The 26,416-nt window shown below is 73.6% G+C and carries 24 protein-coding genes; 13 read left to right on the top strand and 11 right to left on the bottom strand.

The features are described 5' to 3' along the window. Positions 1 to 174 precede the first annotated feature (174 nt). The gene (locus ABZ370_RS06515) at positions 175 to 828 is read left to right on the top strand and encodes a PAS domain-containing protein (protein WP_358617453.1); all 654 of its coding nucleotides are present in this window, start codon (positions 175 to 177) and stop codon (positions 826 to 828) included. A gap of 34 nt (positions 829 to 862) precedes the next feature. Here ABZ370_RS06515 and ABZ370_RS06520 read toward each other — a convergent pair whose 3' ends face one another. Then, positions 863 to 1,774 (bottom strand): hypothetical protein, encoded by a 912-nt coding sequence (locus ABZ370_RS06520; protein WP_358617276.1) that lies wholly within the window; start codon positions 1,772 to 1,774, stop codon positions 863 to 865. 99 nt (positions 1,775 to 1,873) lie between these two features. On the opposite strand from ABZ370_RS06520, the gene ABZ370_RS06525 reads away from it, so the two are divergent. From ABZ370_RS06525 to ABZ370_RS06555, 7 genes are read left to right on the top strand one after another with little or no spacing between them, the layout of a single operon-like run. Next, on the top strand, positions 1,874 to 3,067 hold the full coding sequence (locus ABZ370_RS06525; RefSeq protein WP_358617278.1) for an FAD-dependent oxidoreductase: 1,194 nt from the start codon (positions 1,874 to 1,876) through the stop codon (positions 3,065 to 3,067). Continuing rightward, the gene (locus ABZ370_RS06530; RefSeq protein ID WP_358617280.1) at positions 3,064 to 3,345 is read left to right on the top strand and encodes a (2Fe-2S)-binding protein; all 282 of its coding nucleotides are present in this window, start codon (positions 3,064 to 3,066) and stop codon (positions 3,343 to 3,345) included. Before ABZ370_RS06525 ends, ABZ370_RS06530 begins: the two co-directional genes overlap by 4 nt. Then, the gene (locus tag ABZ370_RS06535; protein WP_358617283.1) at positions 3,326 to 4,801 is read left to right on the top strand and encodes an NAD(P)/FAD-dependent oxidoreductase; all 1,476 of its coding nucleotides are present in this window, start codon (positions 3,326 to 3,328) and stop codon (positions 4,799 to 4,801) included. Before ABZ370_RS06530 ends, ABZ370_RS06535 begins: the two co-directional genes overlap by 20 nt. After that, positions 4,798 to 5,706, top strand: coding sequence for a dihydrodipicolinate synthase family protein (locus ABZ370_RS06540; RefSeq protein ID WP_358617286.1), 909 nt, complete (start codon positions 4,798 to 4,800; stop codon positions 5,704 to 5,706). The genes ABZ370_RS06535 and ABZ370_RS06540 overlap by 4 nt, the downstream gene beginning before the upstream one ends. A gap of 4 nt (positions 5,707 to 5,710) precedes the next feature. Beyond that, positions 5,711 to 6,712: a proline racemase family protein gene (locus ABZ370_RS06545; protein ID WP_358617288.1), complete on the top strand. Its 1,002-nt coding sequence runs from the start codon at positions 5,711 to 5,713 to the stop codon at positions 6,710 to 6,712. 49 nt (positions 6,713 to 6,761) lie between these two features. Then, positions 6,762 to 7,730: an ornithine cyclodeaminase family protein gene (locus tag ABZ370_RS06550; protein ID WP_358617291.1), complete on the top strand. Its 969-nt coding sequence runs from the start codon at positions 6,762 to 6,764 to the stop codon at positions 7,728 to 7,730. 11 nt (positions 7,731 to 7,741) lie between these two features. Continuing rightward, positions 7,742 to 8,473: a GntR family transcriptional regulator gene (locus ABZ370_RS06555; protein ID WP_358617294.1), complete on the top strand. Its 732-nt coding sequence runs from the start codon at positions 7,742 to 7,744 to the stop codon at positions 8,471 to 8,473. Between the two features lie 696 nt (positions 8,474 to 9,169). Here ABZ370_RS06555 and ABZ370_RS06560 read toward each other — a convergent pair. Together ABZ370_RS06560 and ABZ370_RS06565 are read right to left on the bottom strand one after the other, a co-directional pair. Continuing rightward, the gene (locus tag ABZ370_RS06560; RefSeq protein ID WP_358617297.1) at positions 9,170 to 10,648 is read right to left on the bottom strand and encodes an FGGY-family carbohydrate kinase; all 1,479 of its coding nucleotides are present in this window, start codon (positions 10,646 to 10,648) and stop codon (positions 9,170 to 9,172) included. After that, positions 10,645 to 12,291 carry a fucose isomerase gene (locus tag ABZ370_RS06565; protein WP_358617299.1) on the bottom strand — a complete coding sequence of 549 codons (1,647 nt, stop codon included), beginning with the start codon at positions 12,289 to 12,291 and terminating at the stop codon, positions 10,645 to 10,647. Before ABZ370_RS06565 ends, ABZ370_RS06560 begins: the two co-directional genes overlap by 4 nt. A 163-nt stretch (positions 12,292 to 12,454) precedes the next feature. On the opposite strand from ABZ370_RS06565, the gene ABZ370_RS06570 reads away from it, so the two are divergent. The 3 genes from ABZ370_RS06570 to ABZ370_RS06580 all read left to right on the top strand — a co-directional run bounded on the left by ABZ370_RS06570 (position 12,455) and on the right by ABZ370_RS06580 (position 14,761). Further along, positions 12,455 to 13,462, top strand: coding sequence for a LacI family DNA-binding transcriptional regulator (locus tag ABZ370_RS06570; protein WP_358617302.1), 1,008 nt, complete (start codon positions 12,455 to 12,457; stop codon positions 13,460 to 13,462). Between the two features lie 152 nt (positions 13,463 to 13,614). Then, positions 13,615 to 14,199, top strand: a complete 585-nt coding sequence (locus tag ABZ370_RS06575; protein WP_358617304.1) for a hypothetical protein — start codon at positions 13,615 to 13,617, stop codon at positions 14,197 to 14,199. Between the two features lie 58 nt (positions 14,200 to 14,257). Continuing rightward, entirely contained in the window at positions 14,258 to 14,761 is a 504-nt protein-coding gene (locus tag ABZ370_RS06580) for a hypothetical protein (RefSeq protein ID WP_358617306.1), read from the top strand. Between the two features lie 116 nt (positions 14,762 to 14,877). Here the strand turns inward: ABZ370_RS06580 and ABZ370_RS06585 are convergent, their stop codons facing one another. Next, positions 14,878 to 15,999 (bottom strand): mechanosensitive ion channel family protein, encoded by a 1,122-nt coding sequence (locus ABZ370_RS06585; RefSeq protein ID WP_358617308.1) that lies wholly within the window; start codon positions 15,997 to 15,999, stop codon positions 14,878 to 14,880. 282 nt (positions 16,000 to 16,281) lie between these two features. Here ABZ370_RS06585 and ABZ370_RS06590 point away from each other — a divergent pair, with 282 nt between their 5' ends. Next, on the top strand, positions 16,282 to 17,463 hold the full coding sequence (locus tag ABZ370_RS06590; protein ID WP_358617310.1) for an aminotransferase class I/II-fold pyridoxal phosphate-dependent enzyme: 1,182 nt from the start codon (positions 16,282 to 16,284) through the stop codon (positions 17,461 to 17,463). A 94-nt stretch (positions 17,464 to 17,557) separates the two neighbouring features. Here ABZ370_RS06590 and ABZ370_RS06595 read toward each other — a convergent pair whose 3' ends face one another. Both ABZ370_RS06595 and ABZ370_RS06600 read right to left on the bottom strand, forming a co-directional pair. After that, complete coding sequence (locus ABZ370_RS06595; RefSeq protein ID WP_358617455.1) at positions 17,558 to 19,225, bottom strand: glycoside hydrolase family 13 protein; 1,668 nt, start codon at positions 19,223 to 19,225, stop codon at positions 17,558 to 17,560. A 268-nt stretch (positions 19,226 to 19,493) separates the two neighbouring features. Next, positions 19,494 to 19,643 (bottom strand): hypothetical protein, encoded by a 150-nt coding sequence (locus tag ABZ370_RS06600; protein WP_358617312.1) that lies wholly within the window; start codon positions 19,641 to 19,643, stop codon positions 19,494 to 19,496. Between the two features lie 115 nt (positions 19,644 to 19,758). Between ABZ370_RS06600 and ABZ370_RS06605 the strand changes: the two genes are divergently transcribed. Further along, positions 19,759 to 20,940, top strand: a complete 1,182-nt coding sequence (locus tag ABZ370_RS06605) for a LacI family DNA-binding transcriptional regulator (RefSeq protein WP_358617314.1) — start codon at positions 19,759 to 19,761, stop codon at positions 20,938 to 20,940. Here ABZ370_RS06605 and ABZ370_RS06610 read toward each other — a convergent pair. From ABZ370_RS06610 to ABZ370_RS06630, 5 genes are read right to left on the bottom strand one after another with little or no spacing between them, the layout of a single operon-like run. Then, complete coding sequence (locus ABZ370_RS06610; protein ID WP_358617316.1) at positions 20,915 to 21,865, bottom strand: NAD(P)-dependent oxidoreductase; 951 nt, start codon at positions 21,863 to 21,865, stop codon at positions 20,915 to 20,917. The genes ABZ370_RS06605 and ABZ370_RS06610 overlap by 26 nt on opposite strands. After that, the gene (locus ABZ370_RS06615; RefSeq protein ID WP_358617317.1) at positions 21,862 to 23,013 is read right to left on the bottom strand and encodes a cytochrome P450; all 1,152 of its coding nucleotides are present in this window, start codon (positions 23,011 to 23,013) and stop codon (positions 21,862 to 21,864) included. Before ABZ370_RS06615 ends, ABZ370_RS06610 begins: the two co-directional genes overlap by 4 nt. After that, on the bottom strand, positions 23,010 to 24,578 hold the full coding sequence (locus tag ABZ370_RS06620) for a class I adenylate-forming enzyme family protein (RefSeq protein ID WP_358617320.1): 1,569 nt from the start codon (positions 24,576 to 24,578) through the stop codon (positions 23,010 to 23,012). Before ABZ370_RS06620 ends, ABZ370_RS06615 begins: the two co-directional genes overlap by 4 nt. Continuing rightward, on the bottom strand, positions 24,578 to 25,321 hold the full coding sequence (locus tag ABZ370_RS06625; protein ID WP_358617322.1) for a glycosyltransferase: 744 nt from the start codon (positions 25,319 to 25,321) through the stop codon (positions 24,578 to 24,580). The genes ABZ370_RS06620 and ABZ370_RS06625 overlap by 1 nt, the downstream gene beginning before the upstream one ends. Continuing rightward, positions 25,318 to 26,343, bottom strand: a complete 1,026-nt coding sequence (locus tag ABZ370_RS06630; protein ID WP_358617325.1) for a ketoacyl-ACP synthase III — start codon at positions 26,341 to 26,343, stop codon at positions 25,318 to 25,320. The genes ABZ370_RS06625 and ABZ370_RS06630 overlap by 4 nt, the downstream gene beginning before the upstream one ends. Between the last annotated feature and the right edge of the window lie 73 nt (positions 26,344 to 26,416).

The following is a 26,416-nucleotide window of genomic DNA, read 5'->3' on the forward strand; positions in this document are numbered from 1 at the left end:
TGCGGGGGATGTCTCCAGCCTCGCCCCGCCGCCCCGGGCCGCTCGCCCGCCGCACTACATGATTTTGTAGTGCCGGATGGTGTGAGGGGCTTGCGCACCCACCACCCGAGGTGTCAAGGGGCAGTACGTACGAGAGCGAGGTCCGGTGTGGACGAGCCCGAGGTGGAAGAGGCGATGCGCATCCTCGGCGGCGAGGACTGGGTCGTCTGGCGCAACCGCTCGCTGCTGCTCTTCGACCGGGTCCCGGTGCCGTGCGCGGTGTGCAGCACGGACGGGGAGATCCTGATCACCAACCCGGCGATGGCGGCCGAATGGGGCGCCGCCCCCGGGAAGCTGGCGGGGCGCAACGTCCTGGAGCTGTTCCACCCCAACTCGGCCGACCAGGTGTATCGCATCGTGGAGGCGGTCCGGCTCGGCGTCCGCTCCCGCTACCCGGTCGAAGTGCGGTGGCAGTCGCCGGACGGGGCGCGGCGGTACGGCGAACTGACCGCCGACACCGTGAGCGACACCGACACCCCGCTGTGGCTGCTGGTGCTGCTGCGGGTGCTCGGCGAGGAACCCCGGCCGCACGCCATCGGCGCGGCCGACACCGCCCCCGGCGAGGCGGAGCGGGCCGGGCCCATCGAGGCCCGGATTCTCGCGCTCGCCGCGGGCGGTCACACCACCGGGCAGATGGCCCGGCAGACCGGGCTCACCGCGGACGGTGTCAACTACCACCTCACCCGGCTCTCCCGGCGCTGGGGCGTCGGCAACCGCGCGGAGCTGGTGGCCCGGGCGTATGTGCTCGGCGTGCTGGCTCCGGGCGTCTGGCCGCCGGAGCCCGCCTGACGGGTCCGGCGGCCGGTCCCGCCCTGACGGCGGCTCAGCCGCGAATGGTCACCCCGTGGTGCGTCCGCAGCCGCCGCAGCTCCCACAGCGACAGCGCGGTCACCGACAGCGGGCCGCCGAACACGGAGCACAACTGGGCGGCCAGGGGCCCGTTGTCGGGCAGCCCGTCCGGCAGCAGGTTGAAGAGCGCGATCAGCCACACCAGCACCGTGGTGAGCACGGGTGGCAGCGCGGCGTGCACATAGGCGGTGTTGAAGGCGCTGCGCGCGACGTACGCGGAGGACAGGAAGAGGAACACCAGCGTCCACGGCAGACCCACCATCAGCGGCAGGCCGACCACGAACAGCATCACGCCGTGCAGCCCGTGCAGCAGCGTCGTCTGGCCCACCACATACATGAAGGCACCGAAGGCCGCCAGGATCAGTACATACCAGCCCACTGTCTTGAGCGGGCCGCCCAGCCGGGAGCGCAGCTCCGGTCGCCGGTGCGCGGGCGCGTAGAGGATGAAGCCGAACACGACCAACGGTCCGGTGAGGAGGAGCAGGAACGGTGTCACGAAGAGATTGGCGGCACCGTCGGTCGCCGCACCGCTCCAGCCGTCCTCCGTCCCGTACATGTAGATGAGCGCCAGGGACGCGATGACGCCAAGGACGGTGCGGGTGAGCTGGACCTTGTCGACGAGCTGGTCACGGACCCGCCCGCCGCCCTCCTTGTCGAACAGCCGCTTCGCCGCGCGGTTCGCCGAACGGACCAGCGGGATGAGCGGAGAGGCCAGCCACCACCGACGGCGGCGCACCGGGGCCGGCCGATACGGGCCGGGCGGCTGCGGAGGCACACCGTACGGGGCGGGCGGCGGCGGCCCGTAGTACGGATTCTGCGGCGGCGGCCCGTACGGCCCGCCTCCCTGCCCAGGATTGTGTGGCGGCTGCCATCCCCCCGTAGCCACGTGCACTCCTCTCTCGACATGTGCCGTGGCGGCGAATTCTAGCCACGCCCTGTCGCCGCACCCTGGCCAGGGGTAGTGCAATATGACACGCTACCGGGCATGACCGGCCCGAGTGCCCGACCCGGCGATTCCCGCCCCCCGGATGTGCTCGTCGTCGGGGCGGGCGTCATCGGCGCGGCTTGCGCGTATTACTGCACGTCAGCAGGGTTACGGGTAACCGTGGTGGAGCGCGGCGCGATCGGCGGCGGAACCACCGGCGCGTGCGAGGGCAACCTGCTGGTCTCCGACAAGGAGACCGGACCCGAACTGGACCTGGCGCTGCTGTCCTCCCGGCTGTGGCGGGAGGTCCGGGACGACCTCGGGGCCGCCGCCCTGGAATACGAGGCCAAGGGCGGCGTGGTGGTGGCCGGTTCGGACCCCACCGCGGCGGGGCTCCGACAGCTCACCGCCGAGCAGCGCGCGGCCGGGGTCGAGGCGGTGGACGTCGGCCCGGACGAACTGGCCGCGCTGGAGCCGAATCTGACCCGCGAGGTGGCGGGCGGTGCGTACTACCCGCAGGACGCGCAGGTCCAGCCCGTACTGGCCGCCGCGCACCTGCTGCGCCGGGCGCGGGACCGGGGCGCGACCGTCCACCGCGGTACGACCGTGACCGGCTTCCTCCGGGACCGGCGAGGCGCCGTCACCGGGGTCCGCACCGACTCGGCCGCCCTGCCCGCGCTGCGTGCCCGATGGGTCGTCAACGCGGCGGGCACCTGGGCCGGGCGCCTTGCCGACCTCGCCGGGGCACCGGTGCCGGTGCTGCCCCGCAAGGGGTTCATCCTGGTCACCGAGCCACTGCCACGTGTCGTACGGCACAAGGTGTACACCGCCGAATACGTGGCCAACGTCGCCAGCGACGACGCCGGACTGGAGACCTCGGTGGTGGTCGAGGGCACCCGGGCGGGCACCGTCCTGATCGGTGCCAGCCGGGAGCGCGTGGGCTTCGACCGCACCGTGGCGCTGCCCGTGCTGCGGAAGCTCGCGGACCAGGCCATCGGTCTCTTCCCGTTTCTCTCCGAGGTCGCGCTGCTCCGCGGCTACCTGGGTTTCCGCCCCTACTGTCCCGACCATCTGCCGGTGATCGGGCCCGACCCCCGCGCCCCCGGGCTCGTGCACGCCTGCGGACACGAGGGCGCCGGGATCGGGCTGGCGCCCGCCACCGGGCATCTGATCGCCCAACTGCTCACCGGCCGGGCACCCGATCTGTCCCTCGCGCCTTTTCGCCCGCAGCGATTCGAGGAGGCCGCCGCATGAACCGGACCCCCTTCACCTTCCGCTTCGACGGCCGGACGGTCCGGGCCGAGCCCGGCCAGAGCATCGCGGCCGCGCTCATCGCCGACGGACAGCGCTCATGGCGCCGCACCCGCGAGGGCGGCCAACCGCGCGGAATGTTCTGCGGCATCGGCGTGTGCTTCGACTGCCTGGTGACCGTCAACGGGCGCCCGGGCCACCGCGCGTGCCTGGTCGAGGCCGCGCCGGGGGACGTGGTGGAGACCCAGGAGGGAGCGGGCCGTGCCGACCTCGCCTGTTGAGGTGGTGGACGATCCGTACGACATCGCGGTGCTCGGCGCCGGACCCGCCGGGCTGTCCGCCGCGACCGCCGCGGCGGCCCACGGCGCCCGGGTCGCGCTGCTGGACGCGGCACCCCGCCCCGGTGGCCAGTACTGGCGCCACCGCCCCGCCGACGACGGCGCCGCACACCACGACTGGCCCGCCTTCCAGCGGCTGCGCACGGCGCTGGACACCTACCGCACCCACCTCGACCACCTGCCCGGCCACGCCATCTGGCACATCGAGCGCACCGCCGCCGGTTTCGTCACCCACGCCCTGAGCGACGGCGCGTCCCGCGAGGTCGTGAGCCGTACCGTGGTCGTTGCCACCGGCGCCTACGATCGCCAACTGCCCTTCCCCGGCTGGACCCTGCCCGGCGTCTACACCGCCGGTGGTGTGCAGGCCCTGCTCAAGGGACACGGTGTCGTCGCGGGGCGGCGCGTCGTCGTCGCCGGGACCGGGCCCTTCCTGCTGCCGGTGGCCGCGGGCCTGGCCGAGGCGGGGGCCACGGTCCTCGGTGTCTTCGAGGCCGGACGGCCCACGGCCTTCGCCCGCCACCCGCTCACCACCCTGCGCGCCGCCGGGAAGCTCGCCGAAGGCGCCCGCTACCTGCGCACGCTGCGGCGCCACCGGGTCCCGTACCGCACCCGCACCACGGTGGTCCGGGCGTCGGGTGCGGACACCGTCACCGGGGCGGAGGTGGCGCGGCTGGACGGCCGGTGGCGGATCGTGCCCGGAACCCGGCGGCGGCTGGAGTGCGACACGGTGGCCGTGGGCTACGGCTTCACCCCGCAGACCGAGATCCCCCTGCTCCTCGGCTGCGCCATGCACCGGGACGCCGACGGCAGCCTGAGCGCCCGCGTCGACACCCGGCAGCGCTCCACCGTGCCCGGCGTCTATGCGGCGGGCGAGGCCTGCGGCGTCGGCGGTGCCGAACTCAGCTGTACAGAGGGTGAGTTGGCCGGGCTTCACGCGGCGTACGCCACCACCGGCAGCCGCCCCGACCCACGCCATGTCGCCCGGCTGCTGCGGCGCCGGGCCGCCCGACGCGGCTTCGCCGTCGCGCTGTACGAGGCGTACCCGGTCCGCCCCGGCTGGCGGGAGAGGCTGACCGAGGACACCGTCGTCTGCCGCTGCGAGGAGGTGACCGCCAGTGCCATCCGCCATGCCGTGGAGGACCTGGGGGCCACCGATCCGCGGGCGGTGAAGCTGTGCGCACGCCCCGGCATGGGCCTGTGCCAGGGCCGGGTGTGCGGCTATGCCACCGCCGCCCTGACCGCCGCCCACGCCGGGCGCGAGGTCACCGAGGAGGACCTGTGCGGGCTGGCGAGCAGACCCATCGCCCAGCCGGTGCCCCTCGGACTGCTGAGAAACCCGGGGAGCCTGGGGAACCCGGGGAGCGGAACCATGCCACACCACGACGAGGAGGGCGTATGAACGCACAGGCCAAGTCATGGCACGGGGTGCTCGTCGCGACGGCGCTGCCACTGCGCGCGGACACGTCCGGGAAGCTCGCGGTCGACTTCGACGGCTACGCCGAACACGTCGCCTGGCTCGCGGCGGGCGGCTGTCACGGTGTCGTCCCCAACGGCTCCCTGGGCGAGTACCAGACCCTGACCGCCGAGGAGCGGGCCCGCGTGGTCACCACCGCGGTCGAGGCCGCCCCCGAGGGCTTCTCGGTGCTGCCCGGAGTGGCGGCGTACGGCGCGGACGAGGCCAGGCGCTGGGCCGAGCAGGCTGCCGAGGCGGGCGCCCCGGCCGTGATGCTGCTGCCGCCCAACGCCTACCGCGCCGACGAGCGCGCGGTGCTGGACCACTACCGGGAGGTGGCCAGGGCCGGGCTGCCCGTCGTGGCGTACAACAACCCCATCGACACCAAGGTCGACCTGGTGCCCGAGCTGCTGGCGGAGCTGTACCACGAGGGGCTGATCGTGGCGGTGAAGGAGTTCACCGGCGATGTCCGCCGGAGCTACCGGATTCATGAGCTGGCGCCCGGGCTCGATGTGCTGTGCGGCAGCGACGATGTGGCGCTGGAGCTGGCCGTGTCCGGCTCGCCCGGCTGGATCGCGGGCTACCCCAACGCCTTCCCGCGCGCCTGCGCCGAGCTGTGGCGGGCCGCCACCGCGGGCGACCTCGACACCGCGCTGCCGCTCTACCGGACGTTGCACCCGCTGCTGCGCTGGGACGCCAGGACCGAGTTCGTCCAGGCGATCAAGCTCAGCATGGACATCGCCGGGCGCCACGGCGGACCCTGCCGCCACCCGCGCGTACCGCTCACCTCCGAACACGCCGACACGGTGCGCAAGGCCACCGAGAAGGCTCTCGCGGAAGGGCTCCTCTGAACCCATGCGCAGCGACCGGGTCTTCCACGCCGTCGACTCGCACACCGAGGGGATGCCGACCCGTGTCATCACGGGCGGCGCCGGGGTGATTCCCGGCGCCACCATGTTCGACCGGCGCCGGTACTTCATCGAACACCTCGACCACATCCGCCGGTTCCTGGTGAACGAGCCGCGCGGCCACTCGGCGATGAGCGGGGCCATCCTCCAGCCGCCGACCCGCCCCGACGCCGACTGGGGCGTGCTCTTCATCGAGACCTCGGGCTGTCTGCCGATGTGCGGACACGGCACCATCGGCGTCGCCACCGTCCTGGTGGAAACCGGCATGGTGGCGGTCGAGGAGCCCGTCACCACCATCCGGCTGGACACCCCCGCCGGGCTGGTCGTGGTGGAGGTGGCCGTCGAGGCGGGCGCGGCGCGCGGGGTGACGCTGCGCAACGTGCCCTCGTTCACCCTCGCCCTGGACCGTACGGTGACGACCGCGTCCTTCGGCGACATCCGCTACGACATGGCCTTCGGCGGCAACTTCTACGCCATCGCCGACCTGGGCGACCTCAAAATCCCCTTCGACCGGGCCCACAAGAACCGCATCATGGAGGCCGGGATGACCATCATGGCCGCCGTCAACGAGCAGGACCGCCCGGTCCACCCCGGCAACCCCGAGATCAGCGGCTGCCGCCATGTGTATCTGGCCGCCCCCGGATCGGACGCCCTCCACTCCCGGCACGCCATGGTCATCCACCCGGGCATGTTCGACCGCTCACCCTGCGGCACCGGCACCAGCGCCCGTATGGCCCAGCTGCACACCCGCGGACCTCTGCCGCTGCACACCGACTTCCGCAACGAGTCGTTCATCGGCACCCACTTCACCGGCCGACTGATCGAGGAGACCACGGTCGGCGGACTGCCCGCGGTGGTGCCCACCGTCACCGGGCGCGCCTGGATCACCGGCACCGCCCAGTATCTGCGGGACCCCGACGATCCGTTTCCCGAAGGCTTCGAGCTGTGAACACCGACCCCTTTCTGTGAACACCGACCCCTTCTGTGAAGAGCTGACCATGAAGACCATCGACGCGGCCTCGGTGGCCGCCGCCCTGCCCATGAACACCGCCATCCGGGCCCTCCAGCAGGTGCTGCGGGACGGGCTCGACCCCGAGGCCGACCCGCCGCGCGGCGTGGTGCCGGTGGACCACGGCCAGCTGCTGCTGATGCCCGCCGAGGGCCGTACCGCCCGGGGAAGCGCCTACGCGGGTGTCAAGATCGCCACCGTGGCGCCGGACAACCCGGCGCGCGGACTTCCCCGCATCCAGGGCCGGTACCTGCTGCTGGACGCCGAAACCCTCACCCCGCTCGCCCTGCTGGACGGGGTCGCGCTCACCAACCTCCGCACCGCCGCGATGTCCGCCGCGGCCGCCGACCTGCTCGCCCCGCCCGACGCGTCCCGGCTGGTGCTCTTCGGCGGTGGCCCGCAGGCCCACAGCCATCTGGCCGCGCTGCGTGCGATCCGCCCGCTCACCCAGGTCACCGTCGTCGGCCGCACCCCGGAGCGGGCCCGCCAACTGGTCGACGGCTTCCCGGAAACCGCCGGGGTCCGCCTCCTGGCCGGTGCACCGGACGCGGTCGCGGACGCCGATCTGATCGCCTGCTGCACCACGGCCCGCACCCCGCTGTTCGACGGAACCCTGCTGCCCCCGCACGCCACCGTGATGGCCGTGGGATCACATGAACCGGGCGCCAGGGAGGTCGACGACCACACCGTCCGCCACGCCACCGTGGTGGTCGAGTCCCGCGCCGCCGCCACCCGGGAGGCGGGCGACCTCATCCAGGTCATCGACCGCGGCCTGCTCGACCCCGCCCAACTGCTGCCCCTCGCCGACCTGGTGCGCCACCGGCCTGGCGGCCCGGCCGTGGACGGCGGACGTCCCCGGCTGTTCAAGAGCGTCGGGATGGCGTGGGAGGATCTGGTGCTCGCCGGTACCGTCTATGAGGCCATCGAATCCGGTCGGGCCGACCAGAGCGCCCGATGAAGGAGACCGCCATGTCCGTGGACGAGAGGGCCACCACGCGCCTGCCCTCGCTCCGCGGCCGGCTCAGCCTCCGCGAGGAGATCGCCGAAACCCTCCGCGGCGCGGTGATCTCCGGCGAACTGAAGCCCGGTGTCGTGTACTCCGCACCCAGCCTGGCCGAACACTTCGGGGTGTCCGCCACACCGGTACGCGAGGCCATGCTCGACCTCACCAAGGAGGGGCTGGTCGAGATCGCCCGCAACAAGGGCTTCCGCGTCACCCACCTCTCCCCGGCCGAACTGGACGACATCACCCATCTGCGCGCGCTCATCGAGATCCCGGTGATCCGGCAGATCACCGAGGCGGGCGTCGCCCCCGAGGTCATCGCGCGGCTGCGGCCACTGGCGGCGGGCATCGAGGACGCCGCGCACCGCCGCGACTTCATCGCCCACGTCACCATCGACATGGAATTCCACCTCACCCTGCTGGAACAGGCCGGGAACAGCAGGCTGGTGGAGATCGTGCGCTCCCTGCGCACCAGCTCCCGGCTCTACGGGCTGCGGACGCTCACCGAAGGCAGCGCCCTGTTCGACTCCTCCCACGAACACGCCGAACTTCTCGACCTCATCGAGGCGGGCGACGCGGACGGCGCGGAGGCCCTCATGCGCCGCCACCTCGGCCACGTCCGCGGCATCTGGGCCGAGGAGAACACCTCCGCCCCCGCAAGCCACCCGGGCCACCCGACCGGGGAGCCGCCCCGGTGAGCGCGTTACGCGAGGCCGAGGAGACCTACCGGCGGATGGCCTACGACACCTTCGCCCGGGACCTGAAGATGGGGTTCAACCTGGGCTTCTGCCGTACGTTCGCGGTCCCCGAAATCGCCCGGGTGCTCGCCGCCACGGGCCGGATGACCCAGCACACCCGGGTACGCGCCAAGGCCACCGGCGCGATGATGTACCGGCTCTTCGAACACGGGCTGGACAGCGAGCAGGGCGCCGAGACGATAGCGGCGCTGGACCGGCTGCACGCCCCGTTCGCCATCGGCGACGACGCCTTCCGCTATGTCCTCGCCTGCTTCGACCTCGCCCCGATGCGCTGGTGCGCGGCCCACGCGTGGCGCGCCCCCACCGACGCCGAGCGGACCGCGTCGCACACTCTGTACCTCGGCCTCGCCGACCGCATGGGCATCCCCGAAGTGCCCGCCACCTGGCGGGAGTTCGAAACCTGGATGGCGGACTACGAGCACGCACACTTCGCCGCCTCCCCGCAGGGCCGGACGTTGTGGGCGGCCACTCGGGGCATGCTGGCCGACCGGGTCCCCGGGGTGCTCGGCCCGCTCGCGGGCGCGGCCGCCGACAGCCTCCTCGACGACCGGGTGCGGGAGGCCTTCGGTGCCCGACGGCCCCGGCGCCGGTCCGCGGCGCCACCCGGGCCGCGCTGCGGGCACGGGCCAAGGGGGTCTAGGAGAGGCCGTGGACGATGTCCGCGGTCGCCGGGTACAGCGCGCGGTAGCGCGTGTACAGCTCGTCGTAGCGTGCCGTGGTGGCCGGGCCGGGGTGGCATCGGGCGGCGGGCGGATTCCACCGGGCGATGTCGGCGTCCCCGACGGCGGAGGCGGCGAGGAACGCCGAACCGAGGCTCGCGCCGATCGTGTGGGTGGGGATGTCCTGGGTCAGCCCGGTGATGTCGGAGACGATCTGCGTCCACAGATGCCCCTGGGCGCCACCGCCCACGGCCACCACCCGGTCGATGCGGCCACCGGCGGCGCGGATCGCCTCCACGTTGTGGCGGACGCCGAAACCGGTGGCCTCCAGCGCGGCGCGGTAGAGATCGCCGCGGGTGTGGGCGAGGGTGAGGCCCGCGAGGACGCCGCGCGCCGCGGGGTCGGCGACGGGGGTGCGCTCCCCGTCGAAGTACGGCAGCATCAGCAGCCCGCGCGCACCCGGCCCCGAGGTCTCCGCCTCGGCCAGCAGCTCGGGCACGGACGGGTCCCCGAACAGTGAGCGCAGCCAGTCGGTGATGGCGCCCGAGGACGCCATGCCACCGGCCAGGTTGCGGGTGCCCGGGAGCGCCCCGACGGTGCCCCACAGGGCGGGGAAGGTGACGCGCTCCTCGACCGTGTTGATGAGGAACATCGTCGAGCCGTACATCAGCATCAGATCACCGGCGTTGTGCGCGTCGCCGCTGACCGCCTCCGCCCAGGCGTCGATGGTGCCGACCGTCACCGGGGTGCCCGCCGCGAGCCCGGTCGCCTCCGCTGCCCAGGCCGACACCCGGCCCGCCGTGTCCCCGGACCAGCCGAGCCGGGGCAGTTCGATCCGCCCGGCCAGCCCGTCCGACCAGGGGCGGTACCAGTCGAGGGCGCCGGTGTCGTAGAGCGGGGTGCACTGGCTGGCCGAGTGGTGGTCCAGTACGTATTCCCCGGTGAGCCGGTGCACCAGCCATGAGCTGGGCATGAACAGCCGCCGGGCGCGGGCGAACACACCGGGCTCGTGCCGCGCCAGCCACGCGAGCTTGGGGCCGACGGCCTGGGTGGAGAGCACCGAACCGCAGCGGCGCAGGATCTCCTCGCGGCCCAGCTTGTCCTCCAGCTCGCGGATCTGCTCGGTGGCGCGGGTGTCGATCCCGTACAGCAGGGCCGGGCGCAGCGGCTCTCCGGCGTCGTCCGTGACCGCGACACACGGCCCCATCCCGCTGACCCCGACCGCCTCCACGGTCACCTCGGCGGAGCCGAGCAGATCCCGCACCAGGGTGAGGAACTCCCGCCACCACACCTGCGGGTCCATCTCCACCCAGCCCGGGTGCGGCCGGTCGACGGAGTGCCGTACGACGGACTGGGCGAGGACCGTGCCGTCCGTCGACACCAGTACGCCCTTGGAGCTGGAGGTCCCGATGTCCACACCCACGACGGCGCGTCGCGGGGCGCTGTGCGACGTCATCGTCCGGCCTCGATCGCCACGTCGCCGCACAGGTGCACGGCCACTCCCAGCCGGGCGAAGGCCGCCGCCTTGGCGGTCAGCGCGCGGTCGGCCACCTCGGCGTCGGGCGCGTACACCACCTGGATGTGGTTGGCCTTGTGGCGGGCCATGAACTGGTCGCGGCTCACTCCGTCGAGGACCGCGTGCATGATCGGCCACTCCGGGTTGGTGGCCGCTCGGCGCCGCCGCGTCTCCTCCTCGGGCAGCTCCACCGCCCGGCCGCGGCCGATGTCCAGATGCAGCGCGCCGTCGGCGATGTACAGCCGCGACCAGACGAGCTCGCCGGGCCGGGACACCCCGGACAGGGTGCCGCCACCGGCCGGGAAGTACACGGGGTTCTGCCGCAGGGAGACGGCCTCGGCATAGCCACCGGCCAGATGGGAGGCCGGGATGGAGCCGGAGATCTCGAAGACCCAGACGAACCGCCCGTCGTACTCCTCGCCCCAGCGGACGTCGTGCAGCGTGGTGGCCGGGTCGAGGCCCATCGCCGTCCAGAGGCGGTTGCTGAGCAGCGCGTCCACCGCCACGCCCTCGTCCACCTCGTTGAAGTGGGGGAGGGGACGGTCCTCCCACAGCACCCGGGAGCCGTCGCGGCTGCGCACCGGGGGACGCTCGGCGTTGTTCAGCAGCCCTTCGGCGAGGTCGGACGCGGCCACCAGGTCCTTCAGGCCCTGCTGGTACTGGATGCCGACCGCGTCCAGCCCGAAGTCGTCGCTGATGCGCAGCGCGGCGATGTACATCGCGAACTGCTGGCGCAGCTGTTCGGCGGTCAGCTCGGTGGCCTCATCCGTACCCGTCTCGAAACGCATGCCGCGCTCGGTGAGCCACTCGTGTACCGCGGTGGTCTCCGCCTCCGGCACCATGGACATCTCGGCGAACAGCGCGCTCTGCGACAGGCGTTCCTTGTGGACGCCGAGAGGGTTGAGGAGTTCGTCGTCGATGATGGCGTTGTACATGCCCATGCAGCCCTCGTCGAAGACCCCGATGATGGCCTTGTCCGCCATCAGCTGGTCGGCGACCGCGTGTCCCAGCTCGCGTTCGGGCGTGGCAGCGAGCGGCGGCAGCGGCCGCACGTGCGAGGCGTCTTGGGCAACGCCGCCGGTGTCCACCCAGCTCCGCAGGCCCTCCGTGAACCAGTCGTCGGTGAAGTCCACGCTCCACAGTGTGGAGTACTCCTTGCCCATCTTGGTCAGGCCCGCGTTCACCCCGAGCAGCCCCACCAGGCCGGGCCAGGTGCCGTCGAAGTTGGCCACGGTCAGGATGGGGCCGCGGTGGGTGCGCAGCCCGGCCAGCACATGGTGGCTGTACTGCCACACCGCCTCGGCGACCACCAGGGGCGCGTCGGAGGGGATCGAGCGGAAGACGGTCAGCCCCATGCGCTGGCTGTCGATGAAGCCATGGCCCTTGACCGGGTCCACCTCATGCGCCCGGCGCACCGTCCAGCCGAGCTTCCCGAGGGCGTCACCCAGCGCGGCTTCCATCGCCTCCTGGACCGGCCACCCCGCGGCATTGGCGGAGGGGCGCAGATCGCCGCTGGCCACCAGCCAGACCGTAGCGGGCTCGACGGTCGGCCTCGGCGTACTGACCGGCACGGTGTACGGCATGTGCGGCACCACATTCCCTGCGTCAACGATGGGCACCGCGACGGCCGCCGCGGGTGCCCGCAGGCTCTCAGAAATCGATTTCTCAGACAAGAGCCGGACGCCGGTGCGGTCGAATCCGGCGCCGGTGGTGAGGGCGCGGGGAGAGATGGCTACCGTGGGTGAGGTGACACCAACGCCGACGATCAAAACCGTTGCCGAGGCGGCGGGGGTCTCCCCGGCCTCCGTCTCCCGGGCCCTCAACGGCAATCCGTCCATCGCGCCGGAGATCGTCGAGCGGGTGATGCGGGCCGCCGACGCGGTGGGATACCGGCCGAACGGGATCGCCCGGAGCCTGCGCACCCGCACCACCAAGGTCATCGCGCTGCTCATCCCCGACATCGGCAACCCGTTCTTCACCGCGGTCGCGCGCGGCGTCACCGACGCCGCCGAGGCGGAGGGCTACACGGTCCTGCTCTGCAACACCGACGAGGACCCCGAGAAGGAACGCCGCCACCTCGCCGTGGCCGAGCAGGCCCGGGTGGCCGGGGTCGTCCTGTCCCCCCAGGGCCGGGACACCGACATCTCACGGCTGCGCCAGAGCCGTATCCCGGTCGTGGTGATCGACCGCCCGCTGCGTGAGAAGACCGACGCCATCGTGGTGCGCTCCTTCGCGGGCGCACGCGCCGCCACCAGCCATCTCATCGACCAGGGCTGGTCACGCCCGGCCTGCGTCACCGGCCCGGCCTCCGCCGACACCGCCCGGGCCCGGCTGCGCGGCTACCGCGCGGCCATCCGGGAGCACAGCGGCCTGCCGGAGATCGTCGCGCACGCCGACTTCCGGCAGGAGGGCGCGACGCTCGCCGCCCGGGAGCTGCTGGACCAGCCCGATCCGCCCGACGCGTTCTTCGTCGCCAACGCCCCGATGGCCCTCGGCACTCTGGCCGCGCTCGCCGAACGGAACCTGCGCGTCGGCTCCGACGTCGGCTTCGTCTCGTTCGACGACGCCCCCTGGGCCCCGTACATGACCCCGCCCATCTCGGTGGTCGCCCAGCCCGCCCACCCCCTGGGCGAACGCGCGGCCCGGCTCCTGCTGGAGTCGCTCCAGGCCCCCGCCGAACGGCGCCCCCGCCGCATCACCTTGTCCCCCACCCTCATAGTCCGCGCCAGCTCCCTCCGGCCGCCGCAGGGCTGAGCCGGGCCCGTCAAGGTCCGAACGCCGCCGCCCCGGGTATGCCGTCCCCGCGAACGGACTAGGGGATTCCGCAGTTTGGTATGGACCAGGGCGAGCAGACGGGTCCGGGAGTACGGGCCATGAAGGGCCCATCACACCAAGGAGGTGTCCGTATGGCCATACGGACGACACCCAGCCGGTTCGCCGGGGCCACCGTTGCCGCCGTTACGGGGATGCTGTGCGGCCCGTGGGCGCAGACCGCCTCGGCCGCCGCGCCCGACGCGTTATCCGGCGGGCGGCACTGCGTGGTCGACGCGCGCAGTGGGCAGCAGAGCTGTTTCGGCACGTTCACCGAGGCGGTGGGGAGCGCCACCGGCGGCCGGATCGCCGACGCTCCCGCCACGCCGCAGGCGGCTGCCGCCTCGAAGGCATTCCGGGCCGAGGCGGCCGAGGCCGATGTCGGGGCGCAGGGGGACGTCATCCAGGGGACGTTCTTCGACGAGAAGGGGTTCACGGGGGCCTCGCTCACCGTCACCGGGCCCGGGCTGTGCGAGAAGGACGGCTGGGTCGACTGGCAATTCGACCTCGGTGACGACTGGAAGAACCGCATTTCCTCGGTGCAGCCGTGGGGCAACTGCGCCGTCTGGCTCTATCCGGAGCCGGGCCTCGGCGGCGACCGTGACGGGCCGTTCGACGAGAACACCGACGACGTGGGTCAGGCGATGAACGACCGCGCCCAGTCGATCGGCTTCAGCTGAGCCCCACTTCAGCCGCGGTCCGCACGGATCGCGGAACCCCCACAAGAAAGCACCCGACATGAGTCGTATCCGCACATCCCGGACCCGTAGCGCCGTCTTACTGGCGGCACTGGCCACCGTGGGCGGCATGGCCCTCGCCGCCCCCGCGCAGGCCGAGGAGACCCCCACCAGCCGCGAACTGCTCGACAAGTGCGACAACGGCACCGACTCCTGCGTCTTCCACCCCGAGGGCGCGCCCACGGACAGCGTGGGGGAGTCGCACCAGGTCGGCGACAGCGCCTACAACTGCACTCAGGACCTCCAGCGTTCCAGCATCGCCTGGGCCGACACGACCGGTGAGACCAACAGCCTCGGGGTCTCGCTCAGTGCCGAGTACGGCTTCTCGGAGGTCTTCAAGGTGAGCGTCGAGACGTCGTACGGACACACCTGGGAGAGCTCCCACACCGAGACCGACACCACCAACGTGGACGTCCGCCCCGGTGAGGTGGGCTGGGTCACCCGCGCGCCCCAGACGCAACGGGTGAAGGGCACGTATGAACTGCACTTCGAGGACAAGTTCTAAGGCCACTACATCTGGTACGTGCCGTTCGACGCGACCGGCCCCAAGCCGGACGCGCCCAGTACCAAGACCCAGCACACCCGTGCCATGACGGACCAGGAGAAGGCCGAGCACTGCGGCTAGGCGGTGCTCCCCGGGCTCGTGGCCACCCCCGGGCCCGGGGTCAGGTCCGGTTCGCCGGTGCGCTGGGCGGGCAGCGGCACCTGGCCCGGCTGGGGCTGGTGGAGGACGACGGTACGCATCGGCAGCGGGATCTCGATGCCCTCGGCCTGGTAGCGCCGGTGCAGCCGCTTCATGAACTCGTGCTTGATCAGATACTGGTCGCTGAACTCCAGCGCCCCCAGGAACACCGAGAAGTCGATGCCGGACTCGCCGAAAGTGTGGAAGCGGACACTCGGCTCGAAATCGACCACGCCGCCCAAGACATCGGCCATCACCTTCGCGCCGACCTCGGCCGTCACCTGCTCCACATGTTCGAGGTCGCTGCGGTAGGCGACCCGCACCTGCACCATCACCGACATCTCCTGCCCCGGCTGGTGGTAGTTGGTGGTGATGGTGCCGGCCAGCTTGGCATTGGGGATGATCACGAGGTTGTCAGACAGCTGACGGATCGTGGTGTTACGCCAGTTGATGTCCACGACGTACCCCTCCTCCCCGCTGCTGAGCCGGATGTAATGGCCGGGCTGCACCGTCTTGGACGCCAGGATGTGCACGCCCGCGAACAGGTTGGCCAGGGTGTCCTGCAGGGCCAGCGCGACCGCCAGACCGCCCACGCCGAGCGCGGTGAGCAGCGGCGCGATCGAGATGCCCAGCGTCTGCAGCAGGATCAGCACGCCCATCATCAGCACCGCGATGCGGGTGATGTTGACGAAGATGGTGGCCGTGCCCGCCACTCCGGACCGGGACAGCGCCAGCGTCTGCACCAGACCGGCGACCACCCGCGCCGCCGTGACCGTGGTGGCCAGGATCAGCGCCGCGATCACCACCTGGTTGACGGTGTGACCGAGGGTACGGGTCAGCGGCAGCGCAGCGGCCGCGGACGACACGCCGACGGACATGGCCGCCCAGGGGGCCAGGGTGCGCAGGGTGGCGACGATGACGTCGTCCCCGCTCCACCGCGTCCTGCGCGCCCGCTCGCCCAGCCAGCGCAGGGCCATCCGGGCCAGCAGACCGGCCGCCGCGGCGCCGACCAGCGCGGCGGCGACGACGATGACGTCGTGCAGCGTGAGTGCCCGGTTCACCGTTCGCCTCCCGGCGTACCGGCGGCCGCCGCCCTCGGGGCGGCGGGCCGCGTCGTCGCCAACCCGGAGTCCTGTCTGCTGCTCACCTGGTCACCTTGTTCGTGCGGAGGATGTGCTGATGATGTCGGGGTACGTACACACGACCTCGACGTGACCTGCCATCTTGCCGCATCCCGTCAACCCGCTGATGACCGCCCGGCCATGACCGTGGACCCGGAATTGGCCTGTCGTCACAGCATGGCCCACGTCGACAACATGGGCACCGTGAGGACTATGGATGACATGGATCTCATTCCGCACGGCCCCACCGACGACGACCCCAACCCGCTGAACCGGCTCTCCCTCGACCGGCTGCGGCTCCGGACCAGTATGAAGTGGCGCACCTACCCGGACGACGTGCTGCCGCTGTGGGTGGCCGAGATGGACGTCCCGCTCGCCGAGCCGGTGGTGCGGGCGGTCACGGACGCGATGGCCCTCGGCGACACCGGCTATCCGGCCGGTACGGCGTACGCCGAGGCGCTGGCGGGCTTCGCCCGGGAGCGCTGGGGCTGGGACGGACTCGCCGTGGAGCGCACGGCGATCGTGCCCGATGTGATGCTGGGCGTCGTCGAGGCGCTCAAGCTGATCAGCGGTCCGGGGGACGCGGTGGTGGTCAACTGTCCGGTCTATCCGCCCTTCTACCCCTTCGTGGAGCACCTGGACCGCCGGATCGTGGAGGCGCCGCTCGGCGCGGACCTGCGGCTCGACCTCGTCGCGCTGGAGGACGCCTTCCGGCGCGCCACCGCGGGCGGCCGACGCGCCGCCTACCTGCTGTGCAGCCCGCACAATCCGACCGGAACCGTGCACACCGCCGAGGAACTGGCCGCCGTCGCCGCCCTCGCCGGCCGCCATGGCGTACGGGTCGTGGCCGACGAGATCCACGCTCCCCTGGTGGCCCCGGGGACCGTCTTCACCCCGTATCTGAGCGTGCCCGGCGGGGAGAAGGGGCTGTCGCTGATGTCGGCCACCAAGGGGTGGAACCTCGCCGGGCTCAAGGCCGCGCTGCTCATCGCCGGAACCGCGGCCGCCGAGGACCTGGCGCGCCTCCCCGAAGAGGTCGGCCACGGCCCCAGCCACATCGGCGTCATCGCCCACACCGCCGCGCTGCGCGAGGGCGTGGACTGGCTGGACGCCCTCCTCAAGGGGCTCGACGACAACCGGCGGCTGCTCGCCGACCTGCTGGCCCGGCAGTTGCCCGGGGTGCGCTACCGGCCGGGCCCGGCGACCTTCCTCGCCTGGCTCGACTGCCGCGCCCTGGACCTGGGGGACGACCCCGCCGCCGTCTTCCTCGACCGCGGCCGGGTGGCCCTCAACTCCGGCCTGCCCTTCGGCACGGGCGGGGCGGGCCATGTCCGGCTGAACCTGGGCACCTCGCCGCAGCTGATCGCCGAGGCGGTACGGCGGATGTCGGTTGCCCTCACCTGACGCACGCTCTCACCTGAACGCACGCCCGGACCGCTCCACCCCGGCGGCGAGCAGCAGCCGGGGTGGAGCGGTCCGGTTCGGGCCGTCAGTACTGTCAGCCGGTCGGGTCGGTGATCCACCAGGCCGCGGCGCTCCCCGGCAGCGTCCCGGGCGGGCAGGAGGCGCTGGCCAGAATGGGCGCCCCGGTGACCGGAGCCGGGACCGGGTGGCCGCTGAAGTTGATCGCGCACACCAGTCCGTCGCCGCGCATGAACGCCAGCACCTCGGGCGGCGACTCCAGCCACACCAGCGGGCCCTCGCCCATCTGCGGAAGGCTGCGCCGCAGATACAGCCCCTCGCGGTACAGGTGCCAGAACGAATTGGTGTCGGCCAGGGCCCGGTCGGTGGCGTGTTCGGCGAACCACTCGGGCTGCGGCAGCCAGGGCTGGGCCACGGCCTCGCCGGTGGTGAAGCCGAACGGCGAGGCGTGGCCCGACCACGGCAGCGGCACCCGGCAGCCGTCGCGGATGTGCTGACGGCTGCCGGTGCGGCGGAAGATGGGGTCGGTCAGCACCTCGTCCGGCAGGTCGACCACCTCGGGCAGCCCCAGCTCCTCGCCCTGGTAGACGTACGCGGCGCCGGGCAGGGCGAGCATCAGCAGGGCGGCGGCCCGGGCCCGGGCCGGACCCAGGCACGACACCTCGCCGGTCGCCGGTTCGCCCGCGTACCGGGTGACGGTGCGGACCTGGTCGTGGTTGTTGAGGACCCAGGTGACGGTGGAGCCGGTGTCGACGATGTCCCGCATCGCCTCGCTGATCACCTTGCGGAAGACGTCCGGGTTCCAGGGGGCGGTGAGCAGATGGAAGAAGAAGGCCTGGTGGAGTTCGTCGGAACGGACGTACTTGGCCTGCTCCAGCGGCGTGGAGACGGAGACCTCGCCGACCAGCAGCCGGTCGTTGCCGTCGCGGGCCGCGTACTCGTCGCAGATGGCGCGCCAGCGGCGCCACTCCTCGTGGATCTCCGGCTGGTTCCAGGCGAGGGGGTTGACGGAGTCGCGGGTGCGTTCGTCGATGGTGGGGTCGTCGGAGTCGGGCAGGTCGGGGTGTTTGAACAGGCCCGCCGCCACATCGATGCGGAACCCGTCGACGCCCCGGTCGAGCCAGAAGCGCAGCACGTCGTGGAAGTGCTCGCCGACCGACGGCTCGCGCCAGTTGAGGTCGGGCTGTTCGGGGGTGAAGAGGTGGAGGTACCACTGACCGGGGGTGCCGTCCGGTTCGGTGACCCGGCTCCAGGCGGGGCCGCCGAACATGGCGTGCCAGTTGTTGGGCGGCAGTTCGCCGTCCGCTCCCCGGCCGTCGGCGAAGTGGAAGCGGGCCCGGGACGGTCCGCCGGGCCCCTCGGCCAGGGCGGCCCGGAACCAGGCGTGTTCGCTGGAGCAGTGGTTGGGGACGATGTCCATGAGGACCTTCAGCCCGAGCCGGTGGGCGTCGTGGACCAGCCGGTCGAACTCGTCCAGATCACCGAAGATCGGGTCGACGCCGAGGTAGTCGGCCACGTCGTACCCGTGGTCGTGCTGCGGCGACGGGTAGAACGGGCTGAGCCAGATCCCGTCCACGCCCAGCTTCTTGAGGTACGGCAGCCCCAGCCGGGCCCCGGCGAGGTCGCCGATGCCGTCCCCGGTGCTGTCGAGGAAGCTGCGGAGGTAGATCTGGTAGATCACCGCGTCACGCCACCAGGCGTTCGGTGAGCCCTCCGCGCGGTGCGTGGAGGGGCGGGGCGCCATGGTGGCGGTGGTGAGGCCCGATGCCTCGTCACTGGCCGGTATCGAGGTCGTCCGGCGCTCATCCGGGGCTGTCATGCGTCCATCCCATTACTGGTTCGTGCTGCTCTTGCTGGTGCGATTGCCGACCGGGGAAGCCGGTCGGGCAGGGGCGGTCCGGAGCCGTGCGGCAGACTGTCGCGGTCGGCAGCGGGGTGTTCGGCAGCGGGGTGTGCGCGCGATCGCCGGTGAAATGCGGCGCGGTTGGCGCTGGTAGGCCCCGGGCCGGGTCTCAGACGCCGCGTGCGGCGGGGGTTTTACCGGGGGCCTCACGGTGGGCGGCCGGGCGGCGCGGGGCCGCGGCCGGGTGCGGCGCGTCGGCGGCCGGGGCGGGGGCGGCGTACGGCTCCCCGGCGGGCATGCGGTGCCTCTGACTGCTCACGGACAGGCCCTCTCGTGCGGCACATCACCGTTGATGTATCGATAAAGCACAGTGGCATAAGATGGGGGTGAGCGGCAAGCGATCACGAGAAGCCGGAACAAACCGGGGAGAGCGGATGGCGACGCTGAAGGATGTGGCCCGCACGGCGGGGGTCTCGGTGATGAGCGTCTCCAACGTCCTCAACGACACCGGCCGTTTCTCCGCCACCATGCGCGAACGCGTGCTCCAGGCCGCCGAGGAGGTCGGTTACGCGGGCCCCGACCCGGCCGCCGCCTCGCTCCGGCGCGGACGTACCGGCACCGTCGGGGTGGTGCTGCCCCTCCCGCTGGAGACGGCCTTCGCCGATCCGGCCGCCACGGCCTTCCTGGAGGGCGTGGCCCGCGAGTTCCAGCGGCGCCGCACCACCATGACCCTGCTCGCCCTGCCGCCCGCCGTGGGACCGCTGGCCCGGCATGCCACCGCCCCCGTCCAGCAGGTGGCCGACGCGCCGCTCGCCGCGCTGGAGAAGGCCGTGATCGACGCCGCGCTCCTGTACAGCGTGGAGGAGGACCACCCCGGCCTGGACATCCTGGTCAAGCGCGAACTGCCGGTGCTGGCCGTGGACTCGCCCGGCCATGACACCGGCCGTGAGCGCTTCGGCGACGCCTGGGCGGGCTTCGTCACCGTCGACGACTTCGGCGGCGCCAGGTGTGCCGCCCGCCATCTGGTCGGCCTCGGTCACCGGCGGGCCGCGATCCTGGTCGACCGGCTCGCCGTTCAGCCCCGGCTCGGCCCGGCCACCTGGCCCCAGGCGCTCGCCACCACCAGCGCGATCCTGCGCCGCCGGCTGCTGGGCTACCGCGACGCCTGGGCCGAGGCGGGGCTGCCGTTCACGGACCTCACCGTCATCGAATGCGGCCGGAACGACATCGCGGCGATCCGCACGGCCGTTCACACCCTGCTCACCGCGCCGGGCCCGCGCCCCACCGCGCTGCTCGCCGTCTCCGACACCCTCGCGCTCGGCGCGTGCGCGGCCGCTCGGGACCACGGTCTCACCGTGCCCGGTGACCTGGCCGTCATCGGCTACGACGACATTCCGGCGGCCGCCACCGCCGCCGTCCCCCTCACCACGGTCCATCAGCCCACCGTGGAGAAGGGCGAATCGGCGGCCCGGCGGCTCCTCGATCACACCGACCATCACATCGAGCACCGCTCCGACGACCGCTCCGACCACGGTCGCCCCACCGTGCCGACAGCCGGTGCGGCGCCGCCGGAACTCCCCACCCGCCTCGTCATCCGCGCCAGCACACCGGCCTGACGCGCCGGACGTAGTCGCCGAGCGCCCACCGGGGGACCCACCCCCGCTCCCGGGCCCTGGTGGTGTCGAGGACGACGGTGTGCGCGAGCTGGTCCACCGCGTAGCGGGTCAGCACCGGCCGGGCGTCCGGCCGGTGGCGCGCGGCGGTCTCCAGCGCCCGGGCCGCCGCCATGGCGAGCGGGCGCGGCAGATGGCCGACGCGGACCCGCCTGCCGTGCGCGCGCAGCACCTCGCGGACCGCCCGGTCGCGGCGGTAGGGCGCGGCGTCGGCGATGTTGTACGCGCCCGGCGGCCAGCCCTCGGCGGCGGCCACACAGGCGTCGGCGAGGTTTTCGACGGCGGTGAGGCTGAGCGTCACATCCGGCCCCGGCAGCAGCAGAAGCCCGCCGCGGACCCGGCCCAGCAGCCGTGGCACCAGATACGGGTCGCCCGTCCCGTACACGGCCCGCGGCCGCAGCACGACCGCACCGGCCTCCAGCGCCAGCCGCTCACCCGCCGCCTTCGTCCGGCCGTACGCGTTGAGCTGGCCGGAGACGGGATGGTCCTCGGCCACCAGGCGGCGGCCGGGCCGCGGATCGTACACACTGGCGCTGCTCACCCACACCACCGGCCGCCCGCCCGCCGCCCGCAACAGCCGGGCCGCGCCCTCGACGTTGACGGCACGCATCTCGTCCTCGGCGGCCGACCCCGCCGCCGGGTCGCCGACGGCCGCCGCGCAGTGCACCACCAGGTCGGCGCCGGTGAGATCGGGCGTCTCGCGTGCGGCGTCCCACCGGATATGCCGCCCCACCGGCCCGCCGCGCCGCCCCACGCACAGCACCTCGGCACCTGACGCCGCGACCGCCCGGGCGACGTACGCACCGCAGAAGCCGCTCGCCCCGGTGACGGCCACCCGCCGCCCGGTCAGCCCGGCCTGGCCGGTCACGGGCGCTCCCGCGCGCGGACGGTCAGCGCCCGCCAGCCGGGGAGCGCGGCGTGGCGCTCCGCCCGGGCGCGGACCACGGCCGGACGGTACGGGGACAGCGCGGCGAGGGTGTCCCGGAGCTGGGCCCGGGCCAGCCGCGCGCCCGGGCAGGCGTGCGGGCCCGCGCCGAAGACGAGCTGGGAGACGGCCGGTTTGACCGGGCACCGGGCGTCGGGGCCCGTGCGGTGGGCCCGTACGGCGTGGCGCGCGACCAGGACGATCCGGTCGCCGCGCCGGATCGTCACCCCCGCCACGGTGGCATCGGCGGCGGCGACCCGCGGCAGAACGGGCGACGGGGCCACCACGCGCAGGAGTTCGGCCACCAGCGCCGGGCGCAGACGATCGTCCGCGGCCTCTTCCCACAGCCCGGCGTCGGCACACCAGGCCGCCGCACGGGGGAGGGCGGCGACCGTGGTGGTGACGGCTGCGGTGGCCAGCATCGCGCGCAGCGCACCGTCGTCCCGCCCGTCGGCGGCCAGCAGGGCCTGAAGACGGCGCGCCGCCGCCGTCGCGCCGCCCGCGCCCCCGGGGCGGCGCGGGCCCGGCAGATGGTCCCGTACGGCCGCCGCCGCGGCGTCGGACGCGGCCGACGCCACCGCCCGCGGATCGGCGTCGACGTCCAGCAGGGCGCACACCGTGGCCCCCGCCACTTCGCGCGCCACCGCCACCAGGTCCACCGTGCCGCCGGGCTCCGCGAGGGGGCCCAGCCGCCGGGTGAGGACGGCGCGCCACACCGGTCGCAGCCGCTCCACACCGGCCGCACCGAGGCCGTCGGCGAGCCCCCGCCGGGTCGCACGGTGGCCGCCGCCCTCCTGATCGAACAGCAGCCCGCTCGCCTGGGGCCCGGACAGTGCGCCCCACGCCTGGGGCCCGGACAGCGCGGCCCGCGCCGCGCCACCGGTCGAGCCCTCGGCGTCGCGGTCCAGCGGGACCCGGGTGAGCACCTGGCGGCAGGCGTCGGCGTCGTGCACCAAAACCGTGGACCCGAGGCGCACGGCCGGGCGGGCGCGGGTGGCGGCGAGCAGGGCGAGGAGCACCGGGTGCGCCGCCTGGTAGACGCGGCGGTCCCGGCGGCGGGCCCGCCGGTACGCCCGGTCCGGCGGTGTCATGACGGGGTGTCCGCCCCGCGGGCGCCCCGTGCGCCGTCCGCCCGGCGGTGGGGCCGGAGGCGGCGTACGGAAGCGGGCGCGGCCGGGCCGTCCAGCTGGGCCGCCGCCCGCCGGGCCGCCTCCGCGCGGTCCGGTTTGCGGGAGCGGCCGGTGAGCGGGATGTCGGTGAGCAGCACCGCGTCGGGGCGGGCGGAGCCCATCCGTTCCAGCGGCCCGGCCAGCAGGGCGCGCACCCGGCGCGGGTCGGCCCCGGGGCTCGGCTGGACGAGCGCGACGAGCCGTTCGTCCCCGTCGCCCTCGGGTACGCCGACGAGGAGGGCCAGTTCGACCCCGGAGACGTGCAGCGACGGCTCGTACAGCCCCGGGTAGATGTTCTCGGCGCCGCGCAGCACCATGGTCTTCAGCCGCCCCTCCAGCACGATCCGGCCGCCCTCCCACCGGGCCCGGTCGCCGGTCCGCACCCACGGGTCGGGCGCCTCGCCCAGATAGCGGTGGCGGGCGGCGGGCCCGGCCAGCAGCAGTTCGCCGTGGCCCGGCGCCATGCCGTCCAGCCGGGCCCGGACGCCCGGCAGCGGCGCCCCGGCCAGATCGCCGGTCCCGCCGAAGGCCGCCTTCTCGGCCGCCTCGACGGCGGCGGCCGGGAAGAGTTCGGTGAGCGCGTACACCCCCCACGCCTCGTCCGCCCCCGCCCGCTTGACCCGGGCCAGCAGCTCGGCGCCGGCCGGTGCCGAGCCGGTCCAGACCCGGCCGGTGAAGCGGGCCGAGGCGGCGAGCGCGGCCCGCAGCTGGGGTGGCGTCAGATAGGTGGCCTGCGGGGCGAGCCGCCCGAGCTGCCGGGCGAGGACGCGCGGCGCGCGGGCGGGCAGTGCGACGGGGGCGCCCCGCGCCAGCGACGGCAGCAGTACGAAGAACGTGCCACCGAGCACGGGCGCGTCCGGCCGGGGTTCGACCAAGTCCGCCACCGACCGCATCCCGGCGGCGAGTCCGGCCCGGGAGTGCACTACTGCGCGCGGCCGGGACGTCGTACCGGAGGTGAAGACGATGACGGCATCCGACGAGGCGTCGTCACCCGCGACGGGCAGCGCCACCCGCGACGCGGACAGGTCCAGCGACGGCGCGCAGCCCGGCAGCCGCCGCCCCAGCGTGGCCACCGGCCCGAGCGTGGCGAGGTCGGGCAGCGCGAGCCGGGCCCGCCGGGCCAGCGGACGGGCCCACCCGGCCACGGCCTGGGCGGCGGCATCGGCGAGGACGAGGGCGGGCCGGGCCAGCGCGAGCCGGGCGCTGAGCACATCGGGGCCGACGGACGGGTCCAGGACGGCGGCCCGCAGCCCCAGCCGGTGCGCGGCGAGCATCACGGCGAGCGCGCGCGGCCCGGGGCGTATCGCGACGCCGAGGGTGTCCCCGGCGGCCAGGCCACGGGCCCGCAGCCCGGCCGCGTACGCCTCGGCGAGGTCGGCCACCTCCCCGCGGGTCGCGTGCACCCGGGGCGCGCCCGCGCGGGTGCAGCCCAGGACGGCCGGGCGGTGCGGATGGGCCCGCAGGGTGTGTGCGAGACGGTCCAGCATCAGCGCGGGTCCTCCCCGTGGCGGCCGCTGCCCTTGTCGAGGTACCAGCGGGCGGTTCCGATGACGCCGTAGGCGCGCAGCCGTCGTGTGGAGTTCTCCACGATCATCCCTTCGCAGCGGGCGATGGCGGTGGTGTGGCGGCGCACCCGGTTGAGGAACGCCCGGTCGGTGGGGGAGGGGCGCCGTGGCATGCCACCGGCGTCGAGGTACAGCCCGGCGGTGATGGCCATGTTGTTGCCCGCGTGCATCCGGTACGGCGCGAGATAGCCGCGCCGCCTGCGGTGGGCGGGCCGCAGCCGCCCGAAGAGGGCCGCGAGGGACACCAGGAGGCGGAAGGCGGCGCGGCCGAGCGGCCCGTGCTCGTCGCGGCGCGCGGTGATCCGGCCGCAGGCCATGCCCCGTCCGGCGGTGCCCAGCGCGGCCCGCGCGGCGGCCGTCCAGCCGGGGCGGGGCAGACAGTCGGCATCGGTACGGGCGACGATCCCGGCCCCCTGCCCGATCGCGTACCGGAACCCGGTGTCCACGGCGCAGCCCACCCCCTTCTCCGGCTCCGTCAGCAGCAGGACGGGAAAGGCGGCGCGCCGCGCGAAGCGGCGGACGAGGTCCCCGGTGGCGTCGGTGGAGGCGTTGTCGACGACGAGCAGGGTGAAGTCGCGGTCGTGCTGTGCGGCGAGCGCGTCGAGCGTGGCGCCGATCCTGGCCGCCTCCTGATGGGCCGGAACCACGACCCACAGCCGGGTCATGACACCTCCCACACGAGCGTCATGATGCTGACGCCGCCCCCGAGGCCGACGAACAGCACCCGGTCGCCCGGCGTCAGCCGCCCGTGCACCCGGTCCAGCTGCACCCCGAGCGAAGCGCTGGCCACATTGCCCAACTCGCCCACCGTCACGACGAGTTTGTCCCGTGGCACACCGGTTGCCTCGATGAACCGCTCCAGATACGGCACCGTCACCTGATGGACGAGCACCCGCGCGAAGTCCCGCCACTCCAGGCCGGTCCGGTGCCGCACCCGGTCCAGCGCCGAGATCCCCACCTTCTCGAAGACGGTCCGCAGATGTGCGCCGTCACCGCGGAAGTACGTCTGCTCCTCGTCGCGCGGATGCCGGGAGCCGCCGCCGAAGATGCCACCTGCGGCCCAGTGTTCGGAGTGGGTCAGGGTGTCGACGTCGAGGATGCCACCGCGGTCCACCGGCTCGACCACCACCGCCGCACCCGCGTCGCCGAAGGTGTAGCCGGCGAAGGCGTCGCGGAACGCCGTGAGGCTCGCGGGGGCACGGCGCACGGCGCGGCTCGGGGTCTCGCCGGTGACCACCAGCGCCCGGGTGGCGCGCCCGGCGAGGATCATCGCGCGTGCCAGGTCGATGCCGTTGACGAAGCTGTTGCAGGCGTTGGTGACGTCCAGTGCGTGGGCCCGGGAGCCGAGTGCGGCCTGCACCACGTGGGCGGTGGCGGGTTCGGCCATGTCGCGGGTCGCGGAGGCGAAGAGCAGCAGGTCGATGTCGAGCGGATCGAGCCCGGCGGCGTCCAGGGCCCGCCGGGCGGCGCCGATCGCGAGCGTCGAGGCGTACTCCCCGTCCGCGGCGATCCGCCGCGAACCGATCCCCGTCGCCCGCTCGAACACCCCTCGCGGCAGCGGAAGTCCGCCGCGCGCCACCTCGTCGCGCAGCTCCTCCGAGGACAGCCGCCGCCGTGGCAGCCAGGAGCCGACGGAGGTGATCCCCACCCGAGGGGGAGGCGCGGGCATGGCCGGTGAACTGGGCATGCGGTCAGCATCATCGGCGTGATCGGGGTGCGACATGAGTACGCGTACTCAAAGTTGATTCGCGATGATCCCC

Source organism: Streptomyces sp. NPDC005962 (assembly GCF_040629205.1).
GTDB lineage: Bacteria > Actinomycetota > Actinomycetes > Streptomycetales > Streptomycetaceae > Streptomyces.